Origin of the sequence: Ramlibacter tataouinensis (assembly GCF_027941915.1) — a bacterium.
Classification (GTDB): Bacteria; Pseudomonadota; Gammaproteobacteria; order Burkholderiales; family Burkholderiaceae_C; genus Ramlibacter; species Ramlibacter tataouinensis_C.
In genome coordinates this window covers 3,711,271-3,725,321 of sequence record NZ_CP116009.1, presented here as the reverse complement: position 1 = coordinate 3,725,321, position 14,051 = coordinate 3,711,271, and the positions used below count along the sequence as shown (strand labels likewise).

Here is a 14,051-nt window from a genome sequence, read left to right as displayed (position 1 = left end):
CCATGTGGTTCACCCGCGTCAGCCTCAAGAATCCCGTCTTCGCCACCATGCTCATGCTGGCGCTGGTGGTGCTCGGGCTGTTCTCGCTGCAGCGGCTCAAGGTCGACCAGTTCCCCAACATCGACTTCCCGGTGGTAGTGGTGCAGACCGAGTACCCGGGCGCCTCGCCCGAGGTGGTCGAGAGCGAAGTCACGCGCAAGATCGAGGAGGCGGTCAACTCGATCGCCGGCATCAACGCCCTCACCTCGCGCAGCTACGAGAACCAGTCGCTGGTCATCATCGAGTTCCAGCTGCACCTGGACGGCCGCAAGGCGGCCGACGACGTGCGCGAGAAGGTGGCCAACATCCGCCCGCTGTTCCGCACCGAGGTCAAGGAGCCGCGCGTGCTGCGCTTCGACCCGGCCAGCCGGCCGATCTGGTCGGTGGCGGTGCTGCCTGACGACAGCAAGGGCAAGGCGTTCTCTTCGGTGGAGCTGACCAACTGGGCCGACCAGGTGCTCAAGAAGCGGCTGGAGAACGTGCGCGGCGTCGGCTCGGTCACGCTGGTGGGCGGCAGCAAGCGCGAGATCAACCTGTACCTCGACCCGCAGGCGCTGGAGGCCTTCGGCATCACCGCCGACCAGGTGGTGTCCGCGGTGCGCAACGAGAACCAGGACCTGCCGGTCGGCGCCATCCGCTCGCTGGCACAGGAGCGCGTGGTGCAGATCGACGCGCGCATGCAGCGGCCCGAGGACTTCGGCCGCATCATCGTCGCGCGCAAGGGCGGCGCGCCCGTGCGGCTGGAGCAGGTGGCCCGCGTGGCCGACGGCGCCCAGGAAGTGGAGAGCCTGGCCCTCTACAACGGCCAGCGCACCCTGCTGCTGTCGGTGCAGAAATCGCAGGACGAGAACACCATCGCGGTCACCGATGGCCTGGCGCAGACGCTGCGCGACATGAAGGCCGAGCTGCCCCCCGGCATGCGGCTGGAGCCGATCCAGGACGCCTCGCGGCCGATCCGCGTCGCCGTGCAGAACGTGCGCCAGACGCTGATCGAGGGCGCGGCGCTGACGGTGCTGATCGTCTTCCTGTTCCTGAACTCGTGGCGCTCGACGGTCATCACCGGGCTGACGCTGCCGATCGCGCTGATCGGCACCTTCCTGTTCATGCACGCCTTCGGCTTCACCATCAACATGATCACGCTGATGGCGCTGTCGCTGTGCGTGGGCCTGCTGATCGACGACGCCATCGTGGTGCGCGAGAACATCGTGCGCCACGTGCAGATGGGCAAGCCGCCCTACCAGGCCTCGCTGGAGGGCACGCAGGAGATCGGGCTGGCGGTGCTGGCCACCACCTTCTCCATCGTCGCCGTGTTCCTGCCGATCGGCTTCATGGGCGGCATCATCGGCAAGTTCTTCCACGAGTTCGGCATCACCATCGTGGCGGCGGTGCTGATCTCGATGTTCGTCAGCTTCACGCTGGACCCGATGCTGTCGTCGATCTGGCACGACCCGGAGATCGACCGCCACGGCCAGCCGCGCGAGGCGCGCACGCTGTACGACCGCACGATCGGCCGCGTGACCGGCGCCTTCGACCGCGCCACCGAATGGCTGGCGCAGACCTACCAGTCGCTGCTGCGCTGGTCGCTCGGCCACAAGCTGGCCACGCTGGGTCTTGCGCTGGGCATCTTCGTGGCCAGCGTGTTCATGCTGCCGCTGCTGGGCACCGAGTTCGTGCCCAAGGCCGACTACTCCGAGACCTCGGTCAGCTTCCACACGCCGGTGGGCTCGTCGCTGGAGGTGACCGAGGCCAAGGCGCGCCAGGTCGAGGCGATCCTGCGCGAGCTGCCGGAGGTGCAGTACACGCTGTCGACCATCAACACCGGCACCGCGCAGGGCAAGATCTACGCCTCGGTGTACGTGCGGCTGGTCGACCGCGACCAGCGCCATCGCAGCGTCGACCAGCTCTCCGGCGTGCTGCGCCAGCGCCTGCTGCAGGTGCCCGGCATCACCGTCACGCACGTCGGCCTGGTCGATGCGGTGGGCGGCAACAAGCAGATCGAGTTCTCCATCCTCGGGCCCGACCAGCAGGAGCTGGAGCGGCTGGCCCGGCTGGTGATGGAGCGCATCCGCGGCACGCCCGGCCTGGTGGACCTGGACTCCAGCGTCAAGGCCGACAAGCCCACCATCGAGGTGCAGGTGCAGCGCGACGCCGCCTCCGACCTGGGCCTGTCGGTCGGCCAGATCGCCGGCTCGCTGCGCACCCTGGTGGCCGGCCAGACCGTGGGCAACTGGCGCGCGCCCGACGACCAGACCTACGACGTCAACGTGCGGCTGGCGCCCGACGCCCGCGTCGCGCCGCAGCAGCTCGATCGCTTGCCCTTCGCCACCGGCCAGAACGCCGACGGCAGCGCCCGCATCGTGCGCCTGGGCCAGGTGGCGCAGGTGCGCGAAGGCACCGGCCCCAACCAGGTGAACCGGCGCGACCTGACGCGCGAAGTGGCGATCAACGCCAACGCGCACGACCGCGCCGCCGGCGAGATCTCGGCCGACATCCGCAAGCAACTGGAGGGCATCGCCTTCCCGCCGGGCTACCGCTGGCAGTTCAGCGGCTCGGCCAAGAACATGGCCGAGTCCTTCGGCTACGCGATGTCGGCGCTGGCGATGGCGGTGATCTTCATCTACATGATCCTGGCCAGCCAGTTCAAGAGCTTCCTGCAGCCGCTGGCGCTGATGACCTCGCTGCCGCTGACGCTGATCGGCGTGGTGCTGGCGCTGATGCTGTTCGGCTCGACCGTCTCGATGTTCTCCATCATCGGCATCGTGATGCTGATGGGGCTGGTGACCAAGAACGCGATCCTGCTGGTGGACTTCGCGATCCGGATGCGCGAAGAGGGCATGGAGCGCGCCGAGGCGCTGCTGCTGGCCGCCCGGGTGCGGCTGCGCCCGATCCTGATGACCACGCTGGCGATGATCTTCGGCATGGTGCCGCTGGCGTTCGCGCTGAGCGAAGGCTCCGAGCAGCGCGCCCCCATGGGCCAGGCGGTGATCGGCGGCGTGATCACCTCCTCGCTGCTGACGCTGGTGGTGGTGCCGGTGGTGTACTGCTACCTGGATGATTTCGCGGCCTGGCTGCGCCGCCGCTCGCGCGGCGGGCGCGTTGCGCTGGATCCCCGCATGCGCGGGGATGACGACACGGGCCATGGCGCTTCGGCGGCTTCCCCGGCGCTGGCCGGGGGCGGGAATCCGGCCCCGGGCGCCGGCGGCGGGGCCGCTGCTGTGCCCGCTTCTAAAATTCGGGGTTTGCCCTAGTCCCCAGCCTCTCGAGTAGAAATGAACGCCGAACCGACCCTTGCCGAACTCCGCTTCAACATGATCGAGCAGCAGATCCGCCCCTGGGATGTGCTGGACGAGCCGATCCTGCAACTGCTGGCGCAGATCCGGCGCGAGGAGTTCGTGCCGCCCCGGCACCGGGCGCTGGCCTTCGTGGACATGATGCTGCCGCTGCGCGGCGAGCGCGACGAGGCGCTGCGCCTGGGCCAGGTGATGCTGGAGCCCAAGGTCGAAGCGCGCCTGGTGCAGGACGTGAAGCTGCAGGGCCACGAGAAGGTGCTCGAAGTCGGCGCCGGCTCCGGCTACATGGCGGCGCTGCTGGCGGCGCGCGCCCAGCGCGTGATCACGCTGGAGATCGAGCCCGAGCTGGCCCGCATGGCGCGCGAGAACCTGCAGCGCGCCGGCGTGCGCAACTGCGAAGTGCGCGAGGCCGACGGCTCGCGCGGCCTGGCCGCCGAAGGCCCGTTCGACGTGATCCTGCTCAGCGGCTCGGTGGCCGAGGTGCCGCAGGCGCTGCTGCAGCAGCTCAAGCCGGGCGGCCGCCTCGCCACCATCACCGGCGACGAGCCGGTGATGCGCGCCACCATCATCACCCGCACCGGCGACGCCACCTTCACCACGGCGCAGCCCTGGGACACGCTGGCGCCGCGCCTGCTGAACTTCCCTGAGCCCTCGCGCTTCAAGTTCTGATGATCGACCAGGTCCGCCCCACCGACCTCGACGCCTGGCTGGCCGCCCAGGGCGGCAACGGCCTCGTGCTGGACGTGCGCGAGGCGCCGGAGCTGCGCGCGGCCAGCGTGGCGCCGGCCGGCTTCGAGGTCGTGGCCATCCCGATGAACGAGATCCCGGCCCGGCTGGCCGAACTGGATGCCGACCGGCCGGTGGCCTGCCTGTGCCACCACGGCGCACGCAGCCAGCGGGTGGCGATGTTCCTGGCGCACAACGGCTTCGAGCACGTGGCCAACATCGTGGGCGGCATCGACGCCTGGTCGCTCGAGCGCGACTGCGCCGTGCCGCGCTACTGAAGCCCCCACCACCGAATCGACCGACAGAACTCGAGCAAGGACGGACGAATGACAGCTTCACGGCGACTCCCCCTGGCAGCGGCCCTGGTCGCCGCCTTCGCGGCCGCACCCGCGGGTGCGCAAAGCCTGCTGGAGCTGTACGAGTCGGCGCGCGCCCACGACGCCGCCTGGCAATCGGCCAAGGCGCAGTACGACGCCAACCTGGCGCGCGCCGAGCAGGCCCGCGCCGGCATCCTGCCCAGCGCCAACCTGTCGGCCGGCGTGAGCCGCTCCAGCCTCGACGTCAACACCCCCCCGACCGACCGCAGCTTCGGCACCCGCACGGCCAGCATCGCCGCCTCGCAACCGCTGTACCGCCCGGCCAACTGGGCCACCTGGCAGCAGGGCAAGCTGCAGGCCGAGCTGGCCCAGTCGCAGCTGACGGCCGCCGCGCAGGACCTGATCGTGCGCGTGAGCCAGGCCTACTTCGACGTACTGGCCGCGCAGGACACGCTGGCCTTCGTGCGGGCGCAAAAGACCGCGGTGGGCGAGCAGCTCGCCTCGGCCAAGCGCAACTTCGAGGTCGGCACCGCCACCATCACCGACACCCGCGAGGCGCAGGCGCGCTACGACCTGGTGACCGCGCAGGAGATCCAGGCCGAGAACGACCTGCGGGTGCGCCGGCTGGCGCTGGAGACGCTGACCGGCAAGCCCGATGCGCAGCCGACGCCGCTGGCCGCGCCGCTGAACGTGCCGGCCCCCGAGCCCGCCAGCGCGGAAGCCTGGGTGTCGCAGGCCGAAGGGGCCAGCCCGGTGATCCAGCAGGCCCGCACCGCGCTCGACATTGCCGAGTGGGAGATCGAGAAGGCCAAGGCCGGCCACAAGCCCACGCTGGACCTGACCGCCAGCTACGGCGTGCAGCGCAACCTGGGCGGCAGCACCACCAGCGCGCTGGACAACCGCAGCAACGTGGGCCAGCTCGGCGTGACCTTCAACCTGCCCCTGTTCGCCGGCTTCGCCACCCAGAACCGGGTGCGCGAGACCCTGTCGCTGGAAGAAAAGGCGCAGGCCGACCTGGAGGCCGCGCGCCGCAACGTGGCCCAGGCCACCCGCACCGCCTATTTCGGCGTGCTCTCCGGCCAGGGCCAGGTGCGCGCGCTGGAAGCCGCCGAGGCGTCCAGCCAGCTGGCGCTGGACGCCAACCGCCTGGGCTACCAGGTCGGCGTGCGCATCAACATCGACGTGCTGAACGCGCAGAGCCAGCTGTTCCAGACCAAGCGCGACCTGGCACAGGCCCGCTACAACGTGCTGCTCGGCCACCTGCGCCTGCGCCAGGCCAACGGCACGCTGGTCCCGGAGGACCTGGCGCGGCTCAATGCGCTGGTGGTGAAGTAGCCCGGTGCAGGCCGGGCCCGAGGGGGTGCTCCGCGCCAACTCAACCTTGCATCGCGTGGGCTCATCGTTCCACTTTTTGTTGCAACCAGAGGTAGCACTGGCTAGCATCGGCCCCGTTCAGCCAGGGGGACATCGATGCCGGAACAGACCGACCCGCAGCGCCGCGAGATCCAGGCCCTGATCCTCGACCGCATGGCGGACCTGATCCAGGCCGACGCGCGCGCCGCCGCCATCGCGATGGCCACCGCCTCGCTGGGACTGCTGGCCCGACTCCATCCCCCCGAACTTTCCGTGCCCGACTCGCCGGGTGCCGTGCTGGCGAAACACCGCGCGGTGGGCGCCATCAACCGGGCGCTCGAGCAGGCGGTGGCCGAAGGCATCAGCCCGGTGGCGGCGGTGTCGCTGGCGATCCGGACCGCCGTCGCGCGGGCGGCGGAATTCAACCTGCATCCCTTCCAGGTGATCCGGCCGCTGATCGAAGGCATGCGGCAGGCCCTGCAGCGGCTGGCGCACCACTCCGCATCCGAACGCGAGGAGGCGGCCGTGACGGCCCTGGCGCGGCAGCTGGGCATCTCCCGCTCGCAGGCGCGGGAGCGACTGCGGCACGTGGGCAAGCCCTGAGCTTGCCGCAGCCGGCGCCGCGGCAATCTAGCGCCGCGCGGACAGCTTGCCGCGCAGCCAGCGGCCGGCGTACACCCCGGCCATGGCCACCACGATCGACAGCAGCGCCCCGCCGGCCAGGTAGGGCAGCGCCGCCAGCAGCTCGTCGCCCCGCATCGACCCGCGCAACTCGGTGGCCACCACCAGCACCGGCACCGCCAGCGGCGCCACCAGCGAGAAGAAGGTGTTGCGCGTGAGCGCACCCAGCACCAGGGCCAGGCCGAAGGTGGCCCCGATCACGATGACGGCGGTGGCGAGCGGCGACACGGATGGCATGGTCCGAGCCTAGCGCAATCGCGTGACGGCACGCGTGGTCGCGCGCGTGTGGCAGTGTCGCGTGATGCGAAAGGCCGCCGCCCTCAAGCCTTCGACCGGCGCAGCCAGTCGCGCACGCCCTGCACGCTGTCGAGCGGGGCCGGCCCCTGCACCGCCGCCACTTCATGCAGGCGCTGCGCCAGGCCGGCCTGGCGGTCGGCAGCCCGCAGGTACAGCGTGTCCGGCGCGACGAAGAAGCAGCGCGGGTGCTCGCCGGCCGTCACCACCTCCAGCGGCAGCCCGGCCGCATCGAAGAACTGCCAGGCGGTCCCGTCGCTGTCTTCGGCGTGCGCGATCGCCGCAACCTCGGCCTCGAAGACCAGCAGCCTGCGCTCGGCGACGCAGAGGGCGAAGATCATGGACCCGGGGCCGCCTGCAAGAGCCCGGCCGCTACTGGCTTGCGGCCTTGCGGGCGAGCTCGTCGCGCAGCCTGTCTTCCTGTTCGCGCAACTCGGGCGTGAAGGCCTCGCCGAAGTCGTCGGCCTCGAAGATGCGCCGGATCTCGATCTCCGATTCGCCGGGCATGGGATTGGGGCAGCGCTTGACCCAGTCGATGGCCTCCTGCATCGACGCGCACTGCCAGATCCAGAAGCCGGCGACCAGCTCCTTGGTCTCGGCGAACGGGCCATCGACGACCGTGCGGTCGCGCCCGGCGAAGCGCACCCGAGCGCCCTTGGCGCTGGGGTGCAGCCCTTCGCCGGACAGCATCACGCCGGCCTTGACCAGCTCTTCGTTGAAGCGCCCCATCTCGGCCAACAACTGCTCCGAGGGCATCACGCCGGCCTCGCTGTCGGCCGTGGCCTTGACCATCACCATGAATCGCATTGCGTTCTCCTTCTGAATGGACAGGGAGCGGCGCTCCCCTGCTGCCACGACGATCCGGGCCGCCGGATTTCGACAGACGCGTCATGCCGGCCCGCTCTCCTCATCCGTTCTCGGCGCAGCCGGTGCCTGCTCATCGAGCGATTGCCGGTAACGCACGCACCCGCGCAGGAACTGCGGCCAGTGCGGCACCGCGATGCGGGGCTCGACCTTCTCGGGCAGCAGGGACCAGAGGGCCGGATGATGCCAGCACAGCTCGTGCCCACCCTCACGGCTCCGGTGTACCGGTGTCGAAGCTGCCCTGGCCCACGCCCGCCCGTGCGGCCGCGGCCAGTGCCTCGTACTTCGCCCGGAAGGCGTCGATCGCCTGGTCCTCCAGTTCCTCCAGGTCGAGCAAGGCGTTGTGCGCCCCCTGGGTCGCGCGGATCAACTCGTCCAGCTTGATCTGGATCGCCTCGGTGTCCCGGTTCTGGGTGTTCTGGATCAGGAACACCATCAGGAACGTGACGATCGTGGTGCCGGTGTTGATGACCAGCTGCCACGTGTCGCTGAAGCCGAACAGCGGCCCCGTGACGATCCAGACGCCGACGACGGCGACCGCCAAAGTGAACACGCGCGGGCGGCCACAGAAATAGGCCGCCGCCCGCGCGAACCGGGTGTACCAGCTGGTGCTTCGCATGGCATGCTCCTGCGGGGTCTGCGGGCGCGGGCGTACGGATGCCGTCCGCGCCCAGGGGAACCGTCAGCTTCCGTCCGTCTCCGGCGGCGTGCTGCTGAGTGCGTACACGTAGGCCTGCACCTCCGATCCGGTGTCGAGCTTCGCCGAAACCAGGACGCGCTGGTAGCCGGGGCCTTCGAACTCGTCCAGGCGCGGCCAGTCGGCCCGCAAGGCGGGAGAGCTGAAGACGAGGCCCCGGACCTCGCCGGCGCGCGGGTCCGGGATGATGCCGGGCCAGCCGGCAGCGGCGCCCCACCCCTGCGGCAGCAGCCGCCCGCGCACCGTGGCCGGCTCCCAGGTGCCCGCCACATCGGCCAGCACATGCGCATTGGAGCGACCCGGTGCCAGCGTGCCGTAGACGAAGAGCCGATCGATCATGGAACTTGCGCTCACACGCGCAGCGAGCCGCGGAACCCGCGCGCGGCGTAGTACGACTGCGCGCCGTTGTGATACACGAACACCATGCCGTACCGGCGATCGCAGAACAGGGCACCGCCGAGCGAGCGGACATCGGCCGGTGTGTCGATCCAGCTCGACGTCTTGGTATCGAACTCACCGAGCTGCTGCAGTTCCCGGTACTGCGCTTGCGTCAACAGCTCGATGCCCATCGAGGCGGCCATCCCGAGGGCACTGCCTTGCGGCCTGTTCTCCTTGCGGGACTCGAGTGCCCCCGGGTCGTAGCAGAGGCTCCTGCGCCCGGCCGGGCTCTCCGGGGAGCAATCGCAGAACCGGAACTGCCCGCCCTCCCCGGCCTGGCCGATCACATCGGGTTCGCCGCCGGACGTTTCCATCGCCAGCAGCGATGCCAGCGCGGCAGAGTTGCCTGTCAGCCTGGCCTGCACCTCGGGCCATGCGACGCCCGGGTGGCGATGCATGTTCTTCTCGAACCGGGCCTTCAGCATTTGGAGCAGTTCGTCGCGGTCTTGCATGGCGGGCGTGGGCTTACGGCTGCTTGACGATGTCGACCGAGATCTCCACCGCCGGGATCGTTCCCCGGTTCTCCAGCCAGTGGACGGTGTTCCTGTCCTCGGGCCAGCCCACGCCCGGCCCGTAGTCGGTGGCCACCCCGTTGCGGTGGTCGGTGATCGTTCCCTGCAGGATGTAGACGGTGCCCGGCCGGTCCTTGTGGTCGTGCACCGGCCCGAAGACGCCGCCCGGCTCGATGGTCACCTTGCGCATCCGCAGCTGGCGGCCCGCCATGCCCTCGATCTCGGGGCCGAGGTCGACGGTCGCCAGCAGAGCCACCGTCACGCCCTTCGTCTCGTGTGCCTCGTGTTCGTTTCCCATCGTGCGCTCCTATCTGCCGCCCACATCGGCCGGTGCTCCACCTGGCCCCGCCTGCAGCGCCTGCCAGCGCGCCAGGCTTTCCGGCGGCCAGTACGCGTTTCGATCGTAGTACGCCGGCACGGCCGGCGTGCCCGGCGGCAGGACCACCCACGGCTGGCGGGACCGGGTGAAGATGTGGATGTCCGGCGGCAGCCGGTCGGGCTGGTCCAGCGTGCCGACGCGCACGAATTTCGCGCGCGTCCCGCCGCCCGCATAGTGGCTCCACAGCGCCATCTTGCAGTGCGGGCAGCGCGCGATGAGCTGGCCGCGGCCGCTGGCCGACGGCGTTTGAATCACTTCGGGCGCCTGGCCCAGGTCCGTGACCCGGTCCGACTCGATCATCGCGTTGAGCACGAAGGCGCTGCCCGATTCGCGCTGGCACCAGCGGCAGTGGCAGGCATGCACGAACAGCGGCGCCGTGGCCATGCGGTAGCGCACGGCGCCGCAATCGCAGCCGCCTTCGATCGGGAAGTCGGGCGCCGCGGCTGCGGCCGCATCACCTGCGCCCTCCCCCAGGCTTGGCCGCGGCGGCTGCTGGTGGAAGCGCCGGTGCAGCTCGTGCACCGGCTCGGCGAGCTCCGGCACCGGGCCTTCCACGCCAAGGCTGGGCACCACCTGCCGGATCGGCAGGGCCTGCACCGGCGACGCGGGCACGCCCATCTGCGCCAGCCAGCCCGACAGCTGCTGCGAGGAGGTGGCGAAGACGATGCGCCCCAGCCCCACCCAGCCATGCGCGGCCGAGCACATCGGACAGTGCTCACCCGAGGTGTAGACGGTGGCGGCCGCGCGCTCGGCGGGGCTCAGGTTCGCGGCGGCCCAGCGCGCGAGCTCGAATTCGGGGTGCCGGGTCTCGTCACCGCCCCCGACGCGGTTGCGCTCCTCGGCCAGCCTGCGCCCGTCGGCGCCCACGAGCACCGAGCCGAACGGCTGGTCGCCCGCCTCCAGCGCCTCGGCGGCCAGTTCGATGCAGCGGCGCAGGTGATGCAGGTCGGTGTCGGTGGGCATGGAGGTCTCCGCTTCAGGGGCGCGACTGGTGGACGCCAGCAGGCGCGACACGGAAGCGCCATGTTAGGGCGCGCCCAGCCGAACCTCCCGCAGAGGTTCGCCGCCGTCCACGACCAGGCGGCCGCCCGGGCGCAGCGCGCTGGCGATCCGGCTGAGCGCTGCCTGCTCGAGCTCGGGATGGCGTCCATCGAGCGCGCCGACCCGCACGGCAAAGGCGATGTCGTACGGTGGCTCGCCAGGCTCGAGCGTGAACGCCTCGATGGCAGCGACGCGAAAGCCCAGGCGGCCGGCGGCTATCTCCGCCGTAGAGCTCGCGCGGGCCTGGGCAATGGCCTTGGCCGAGCGGTCGATACCGAGCACATAGCCTTCGCCGATGCGCCGGGCGATGGCACGCGCAGCCGCACCCGGCCCGCAACCGATCTCCAGGACACGGATGCCGGGCCGCAAGGGCAAGGCGTCGACCACGGCCGCGAGCCGGGGTGAGAGGTCGTCAGCCATCTTTCCGGGCGGCATAGGCAGAAGCAGCAACGGTCCGCATGGTGTTCACCAGATCCAGCGCGGGACCCGCCGGGCGTACTCGTGCCACTGCTCGCCGTGCCTGTGCGCGAGCCAGGGTTCTTCACCCAGGACGACGCGAAGGTGGAACGCGACCGCCACCACCGCGGCGTACACATAGAGCCCCGCCACCCCGAACGATGCCGCCCATCCCACCAGGATCAGAAGGACCGCGACATACATGGGATTGCGTGTGTAGCGGTACAGGCCGACGACCACCAGATGGGCCGGAGGCGACCAGGGAGCGAGGGTGCCCTTGCCCTGGACGTAGAAGTCCCGCACGCACCACAGCAGGCCGATGCAACCGATGCCCAGCGGGACGAGGCCAAGCGGCCATACGACTTGCGCATCGGAAGCGGCGAGTACCCAAGCGAGGGGAATGGCAAACGCGACGATGCCTGGTAGTGCGAGGAAGGCGAGGACGGCGCGAAGGAACACGAGCTTCTAACGTTGGACGTGGCCGGCGCTCATGCGGGACGTGCTCGATGCGCACGGCGGGACTTGTGCGCCCGTGTCGCCCGCCGTCAGGTGGCTGGACCCTGGTTATCCGGATCTGGGCGGCGCGCGTTCCTGATCAACGACACCAGGCAATAGATGAAAGTGCCGGCACAAAGGATGCCAAGGGCCAAGGCGCCAACCGCCAAGAGGCCGGCTCTCCCGGCGGGCCACTGCTGCAAGCCCTCGAGCCAGACGAAATAGACGAAGCCCAGGCTCGCGTATGCGGCGGCTGGCAGTGACAGGGCGAGGCCAAGCCACAGGACTACTCTGCGACGTTCGGTCATGTGCAAGCTGACTTGAGACTCAATTAGGCGCACAGCGTGTCGGCTGACGCGGGCCTGACTGGAGTCCGTGAACGTGACCGACCCGAACGGTCGTCGCATTGACCGCACTCTCCGTTATGTGAGAGTGTCGACCAAAGCGAGGCAAGCTCCGTGTCCTCGTCGAACGATCTGTTAGGCAGCGTCACAGCTTGGTTTTAACTGCTTGCACCATGTGCTTCACCTCCTTCACCAACTGTGCCGCTTTTGCGGGCGTGATCTGGTCCTCTGGCGCGATGATGCTCCCATCTGGAAGTTCCTCGGGATAAAGGAACCTGTTTCGCATGGGCGCCAGCCGCACGGCCAACAGGGCGACTTGTTTTGATATTCCAACCTGCTTCGCCGCATGCTGGAAGCGCTTGATCTTTGTCGGATGCGACACAGTCTTTCCCATATCGAAGCCGACGTGCACTCCGAGCGCAGATCCGGACGACTCGAAGGCGTGGTACGCGAGAAAGCTCGCCTTCTCATGAGTTCCGGCCGAGAGCGCTGCGTCTCCGGCCTCAGTTGAGCGCTCCGCAACACGAATAAACCGCGTCTTCACCTTTAGACCTCTCTCGGAATCAGTATTCCACGCTCGGCGAACTGCCGATAAAGCCGCGGCGATAGTTCTTCAAGACGATCCCTGTAGCGCAAAAAAATGGGTTCCAGCACCGGCAGAATGTCCGAATGTATGAAGAACTCTGCCAAGGGTGGCGCAAGTGCGTCGATAGCTGCGTATGTCGTTTCGTGTCGGTGGAATGCGCTAAGTCGGACAAATGTAGGGTGCGCGTGAGCGCGGTTTGAAGCCATGGCGACCATGTCATCGATGTAGCGCAGGCGACCACGGTGGTGACGCATAAAGTAGGGAATCTCTGAAAGAGCCGGAAGTGACCGAACTTCAGCCGCCGCAGTCGCATCAGTGATTCGATAACGCGTTACGAGGTGCATTGCGCTTGCTCTTGAGTGGTTCCAGGCCTAGGTTGATGTTTACCAGATTGCGGGAGCGGAGGAAGCTCTGCAGCACGTCGGGCAGAACGAGGTTAGGCCGCATTGCCGCGACGCTTCTTGAATTGTTCGAAACGGTCCCGATACGAGAAGAGGTAGTCCAGGATGGCGTTCGTGAACTCGATCGCGTCCTTTGCGTCTGGCTGCGAGATTGCGACGCGAACACCATGCGCGGCTTCGTTGCCGACGACACGCAGCGCATCCGACCACTCAAACAATCGATCGTCGATGAGGGTCAGTTCCTTCATCTTCCGCAATGACGCGCTGAGATTTCGCTCCTCTACCCCATGAGCGGCACAGACGCCTTCGAGTGTCTTGCGGCACATAATGGCTGAGGCGGTGTACGCCTGCGTGCGATAGCACGTGCAGGCTTCCTCAAAAGCGGCGCGGATTTCGCTGGGTGCGCTCGGATTGACACGGATATCACCCTGAGGATGGACGACGAAGGGCGTATCCCACTTGTCACCCTCTGCCATGTTTCCGATGTTCGTTTGACCGACGAGGATTGGCTCCTGGCATTGAGCGCAAGCAAGCAGGGTGTAGCGCCGGGACGGCTCCCGTCCATCGAAGTGACGCCAGTACGACCCGGTCTCTCGCGCGTCCACGTACTGACGACAATTTGAGCACTCGATGATCAAGCTGAATCTTTCCTGTGCGGCCTAATGTCTGCGTTGCCCGCCCGTATCGAACGACCTGTTAGACCATGACCCGCCAATTGTTCTCATACTTTTGCAAGGAACCGTCCGGCTCCAGCTTGTGATTACTGACGGTAAGGGTCCGTGCTTTGGTCTGGCGTTCTGGATTTTCTTTCGAGAGGAACTGCTCGACTTCATGTGCGGCGAACACCAGGTACCTCGGGTGGGTCTTGTCCCGGTCAAGAAGAACCACGACCAGGTAGTCGAAGCCAGAGGTGAGCTTGCCGTTTACAGCCTTCTCCTTCGGCCAGCTAATGGTCTTTACTTGAACGGTCTTCAGTTCGTCACCACGCTTGAGAATGATGTCCCACCCTTTTTGAGTGGGACCTTGAGCGAGATACGCACTCACACCGAGACGCAACAGCTGTCCGAGCACCAAGTGCTCTCCTGCTGCTGTCGAATACGAACCGCCGTCACTCATGGTCTAACGTAGAAGTGACCGG

At 68.3% G+C, this 14,051-nt stretch carries 18 protein-coding genes and 1 pseudogene; 5 read left to right on the top strand and 14 right to left on the bottom strand.

From position 1 onward, the window contains the following. Positions 1–2 precede the first annotated feature (2 nt). The 5 genes from PE066_RS17885 (at position 3) to PE066_RS17865 (ending at position 6,328) form a co-directional block, all read left to right on the top strand. The gene (locus tag PE066_RS17885; protein WP_271233878.1) at positions 3–3,287 is read left to right on the top strand and encodes an efflux RND transporter permease subunit; all 3,285 of its coding nucleotides are present in this window, start codon (positions 3–5) and stop codon (positions 3,285–3,287) included. A gap of 21 nt (positions 3,288–3,308) precedes the next feature. Continuing rightward, positions 3,309–3,998: a protein-L-isoaspartate O-methyltransferase family protein gene (locus tag PE066_RS17880; protein ID WP_271233877.1), complete on the top strand. Its 690-nt coding sequence runs from the start codon at positions 3,309–3,311 to the stop codon at positions 3,996–3,998. Next, complete coding sequence (locus PE066_RS17875) at positions 3,998–4,333, top strand: rhodanese-like domain-containing protein (RefSeq protein WP_271233876.1); 336 nt, start codon at positions 3,998–4,000, stop codon at positions 4,331–4,333. The genes PE066_RS17880 and PE066_RS17875 overlap by 1 nt, the downstream gene beginning before the upstream one ends. 48 nt (positions 4,334–4,381) lie before the next feature. After that, positions 4,382–5,707 carry a TolC family outer membrane protein gene (locus PE066_RS17870; protein ID WP_271233875.1) on the top strand — a complete coding sequence of 442 codons (1,326 nt, stop codon included), beginning with the start codon at positions 4,382–4,384 and terminating at the stop codon, positions 5,705–5,707. 135 nt (positions 5,708–5,842) lie between these two features. Further along, positions 5,843–6,328, top strand: a complete 486-nt coding sequence (locus PE066_RS17865) for a hypothetical protein (RefSeq protein ID WP_271233874.1) — start codon at positions 5,843–5,845, stop codon at positions 6,326–6,328. 27 nt (positions 6,329–6,355) lie between these two features. Here PE066_RS17865 and PE066_RS17860 read toward each other — a convergent pair whose 3' ends face one another. The 14 genes and pseudogenes from PE066_RS17860 to PE066_RS17795 form a co-directional block, all read right to left on the bottom strand. Beyond that, positions 6,356–6,643, bottom strand: a complete 288-nt coding sequence (locus PE066_RS17860; RefSeq protein WP_271233873.1) for a hypothetical protein — start codon at positions 6,641–6,643, stop codon at positions 6,356–6,358. Positions 6,644–6,726: 83 nt separating this feature from the next. After that, on the bottom strand, positions 6,727–7,041 hold the full coding sequence (locus PE066_RS17855; RefSeq protein ID WP_271233872.1) for a hypothetical protein: 315 nt from the start codon (positions 7,039–7,041) through the stop codon (positions 6,727–6,729). A 31-nt stretch (positions 7,042–7,072) separates the two neighbouring features. Next, positions 7,073–7,507 carry a YciI family protein gene (locus tag PE066_RS17850; protein WP_271233871.1) on the bottom strand — a complete coding sequence of 145 codons (435 nt, stop codon included), beginning with the start codon at positions 7,505–7,507 and terminating at the stop codon, positions 7,073–7,075. 265 nt (positions 7,508–7,772) lie between these two features. Then, on the bottom strand, positions 7,773–8,183 hold the full coding sequence (locus tag PE066_RS17845; RefSeq protein WP_271233870.1) for a low affinity iron permease family protein: 411 nt from the start codon (positions 8,181–8,183) through the stop codon (positions 7,773–7,775). Positions 8,184–8,246: 63 nt separating this feature from the next. Further along, positions 8,247–8,600, bottom strand: a complete 354-nt coding sequence (locus tag PE066_RS17840; protein ID WP_271233869.1) for a gamma-glutamylcyclotransferase family protein — start codon at positions 8,598–8,600, stop codon at positions 8,247–8,249. 11 nt (positions 8,601–8,611) lie between these two features. Further along, complete coding sequence (locus PE066_RS17835; RefSeq protein ID WP_271233868.1) at positions 8,612–9,151, bottom strand: DUF4256 domain-containing protein; 540 nt, start codon at positions 9,149–9,151, stop codon at positions 8,612–8,614. Between the two features lie 13 nt (positions 9,152–9,164). Continuing rightward, positions 9,165–9,509: a cupin domain-containing protein gene (locus PE066_RS17830; protein WP_271233867.1), complete on the bottom strand. Its 345-nt coding sequence runs from the start codon at positions 9,507–9,509 to the stop codon at positions 9,165–9,167. A 9-nt stretch (positions 9,510–9,518) separates the two neighbouring features. Next, complete coding sequence (locus PE066_RS17825) at positions 9,519–9,974, bottom strand: GFA family protein (RefSeq protein ID WP_271236611.1); 456 nt, start codon at positions 9,972–9,974, stop codon at positions 9,519–9,521. Between the two features lie 330 nt (positions 9,975–10,304). After that, positions 10,305–10,553: pseudogene (locus PE066_RS17820) on the bottom strand (nucleoside deaminase); the annotation flags it as partial. 63 nt (positions 10,554–10,616) lie between these two features. Next, the gene (locus tag PE066_RS17815) at positions 10,617–11,051 is read right to left on the bottom strand and encodes an SAM-dependent methyltransferase (RefSeq protein ID WP_271233866.1); all 435 of its coding nucleotides are present in this window, start codon (positions 11,049–11,051) and stop codon (positions 10,617–10,619) included. A 45-nt stretch (positions 11,052–11,096) separates the two neighbouring features. Then, positions 11,097–11,546: a methyltransferase family protein gene (locus tag PE066_RS17810; RefSeq protein WP_271233865.1), complete on the bottom strand. Its 450-nt coding sequence runs from the start codon at positions 11,544–11,546 to the stop codon at positions 11,097–11,099. Between the two features lie 525 nt (positions 11,547–12,071). Next, complete coding sequence (locus PE066_RS17805) at positions 12,072–12,470, bottom strand: hypothetical protein (protein ID WP_271233864.1); 399 nt, start codon at positions 12,468–12,470, stop codon at positions 12,072–12,074. A 478-nt stretch (positions 12,471–12,948) separates the two neighbouring features. Further along, the gene (locus tag PE066_RS17800) at positions 12,949–13,551 is read right to left on the bottom strand and encodes a DUF4145 domain-containing protein (protein WP_271233863.1); all 603 of its coding nucleotides are present in this window, start codon (positions 13,549–13,551) and stop codon (positions 12,949–12,951) included. Positions 13,552–13,609: 58 nt separating this feature from the next. Next, the gene (locus PE066_RS17795) at positions 13,610–14,029 is read right to left on the bottom strand and encodes a hypothetical protein (RefSeq protein WP_271233862.1); all 420 of its coding nucleotides are present in this window, start codon (positions 14,027–14,029) and stop codon (positions 13,610–13,612) included. Positions 14,030–14,051: the final 22 nt, after the last annotated feature.

Excerpts from the sequence above, each read along its gene's own strand:
- PE066_RS17885 (WP_271233878.1), top strand. The coding sequence starts at position 3 with ATGTGGTTCACCCGCGTCAGCCTCAAGAATCCCGTCTTCGCCACCATG.
- PE066_RS17880 (WP_271233877.1), top strand. The coding sequence starts at position 3,309 with ATGAACGCCGAACCGACCCTTGCCGAACTCCGCTTCAACATGATCGAG.
- PE066_RS17875 (WP_271233876.1), top strand. The coding sequence starts at position 3,998 with ATGATCGACCAGGTCCGCCCCACCGACCTCGACGCCTGGCTGGCCGCC.
- PE066_RS17870 (WP_271233875.1), top strand. The coding sequence starts at position 4,382 with ATGACAGCTTCACGGCGACTCCCCCTGGCAGCGGCCCTGGTCGCCGCC.
- PE066_RS17865 (WP_271233874.1), top strand. The coding sequence starts at position 5,843 with ATGCCGGAACAGACCGACCCGCAGCGCCGCGAGATCCAGGCCCTGATC.
- PE066_RS17860 (WP_271233873.1), bottom strand. The coding sequence starts at position 6,643 with ATGCCATCCGTGTCGCCGCTCGCCACCGCCGTCATCGTGATCGGGGCC.
- PE066_RS17855 (WP_271233872.1), bottom strand. The coding sequence starts at position 7,041 with ATGATCTTCGCCCTCTGCGTCGCCGAGCGCAGGCTGCTGGTCTTCGAG.
- PE066_RS17850 (WP_271233871.1), bottom strand. The coding sequence starts at position 7,507 with ATGCGATTCATGGTGATGGTCAAGGCCACGGCCGACAGCGAGGCCGGC.
- PE066_RS17845 (WP_271233870.1), bottom strand. The coding sequence starts at position 8,183 with ATGCGAAGCACCAGCTGGTACACCCGGTTCGCGCGGGCGGCGGCCTAT.
- PE066_RS17840 (WP_271233869.1), bottom strand. The coding sequence starts at position 8,600 with ATGATCGATCGGCTCTTCGTCTACGGCACGCTGGCACCGGGTCGCTCC.
- PE066_RS17835 (WP_271233868.1), bottom strand. The coding sequence starts at position 9,151 with ATGCAAGACCGCGACGAACTGCTCCAAATGCTGAAGGCCCGGTTCGAG.
- PE066_RS17830 (WP_271233867.1), bottom strand. The coding sequence starts at position 9,509 with ATGGGAAACGAACACGAGGCACACGAGACGAAGGGCGTGACGGTGGCT.
- PE066_RS17825 (WP_271236611.1), bottom strand. The coding sequence starts at position 9,974 with ATGGCCACGGCGCCGCTGTTCGTGCATGCCTGCCACTGCCGCTGGTGC.
- PE066_RS17815 (WP_271233866.1), bottom strand. The coding sequence starts at position 11,051 with ATGGCTGACGACCTCTCACCCCGGCTCGCGGCCGTGGTCGACGCCTTG.
- PE066_RS17795 (WP_271233862.1), bottom strand. The coding sequence starts at position 14,029 with ATGAGTGACGGCGGTTCGTATTCGACAGCAGCAGGAGAGCACTTGGTG.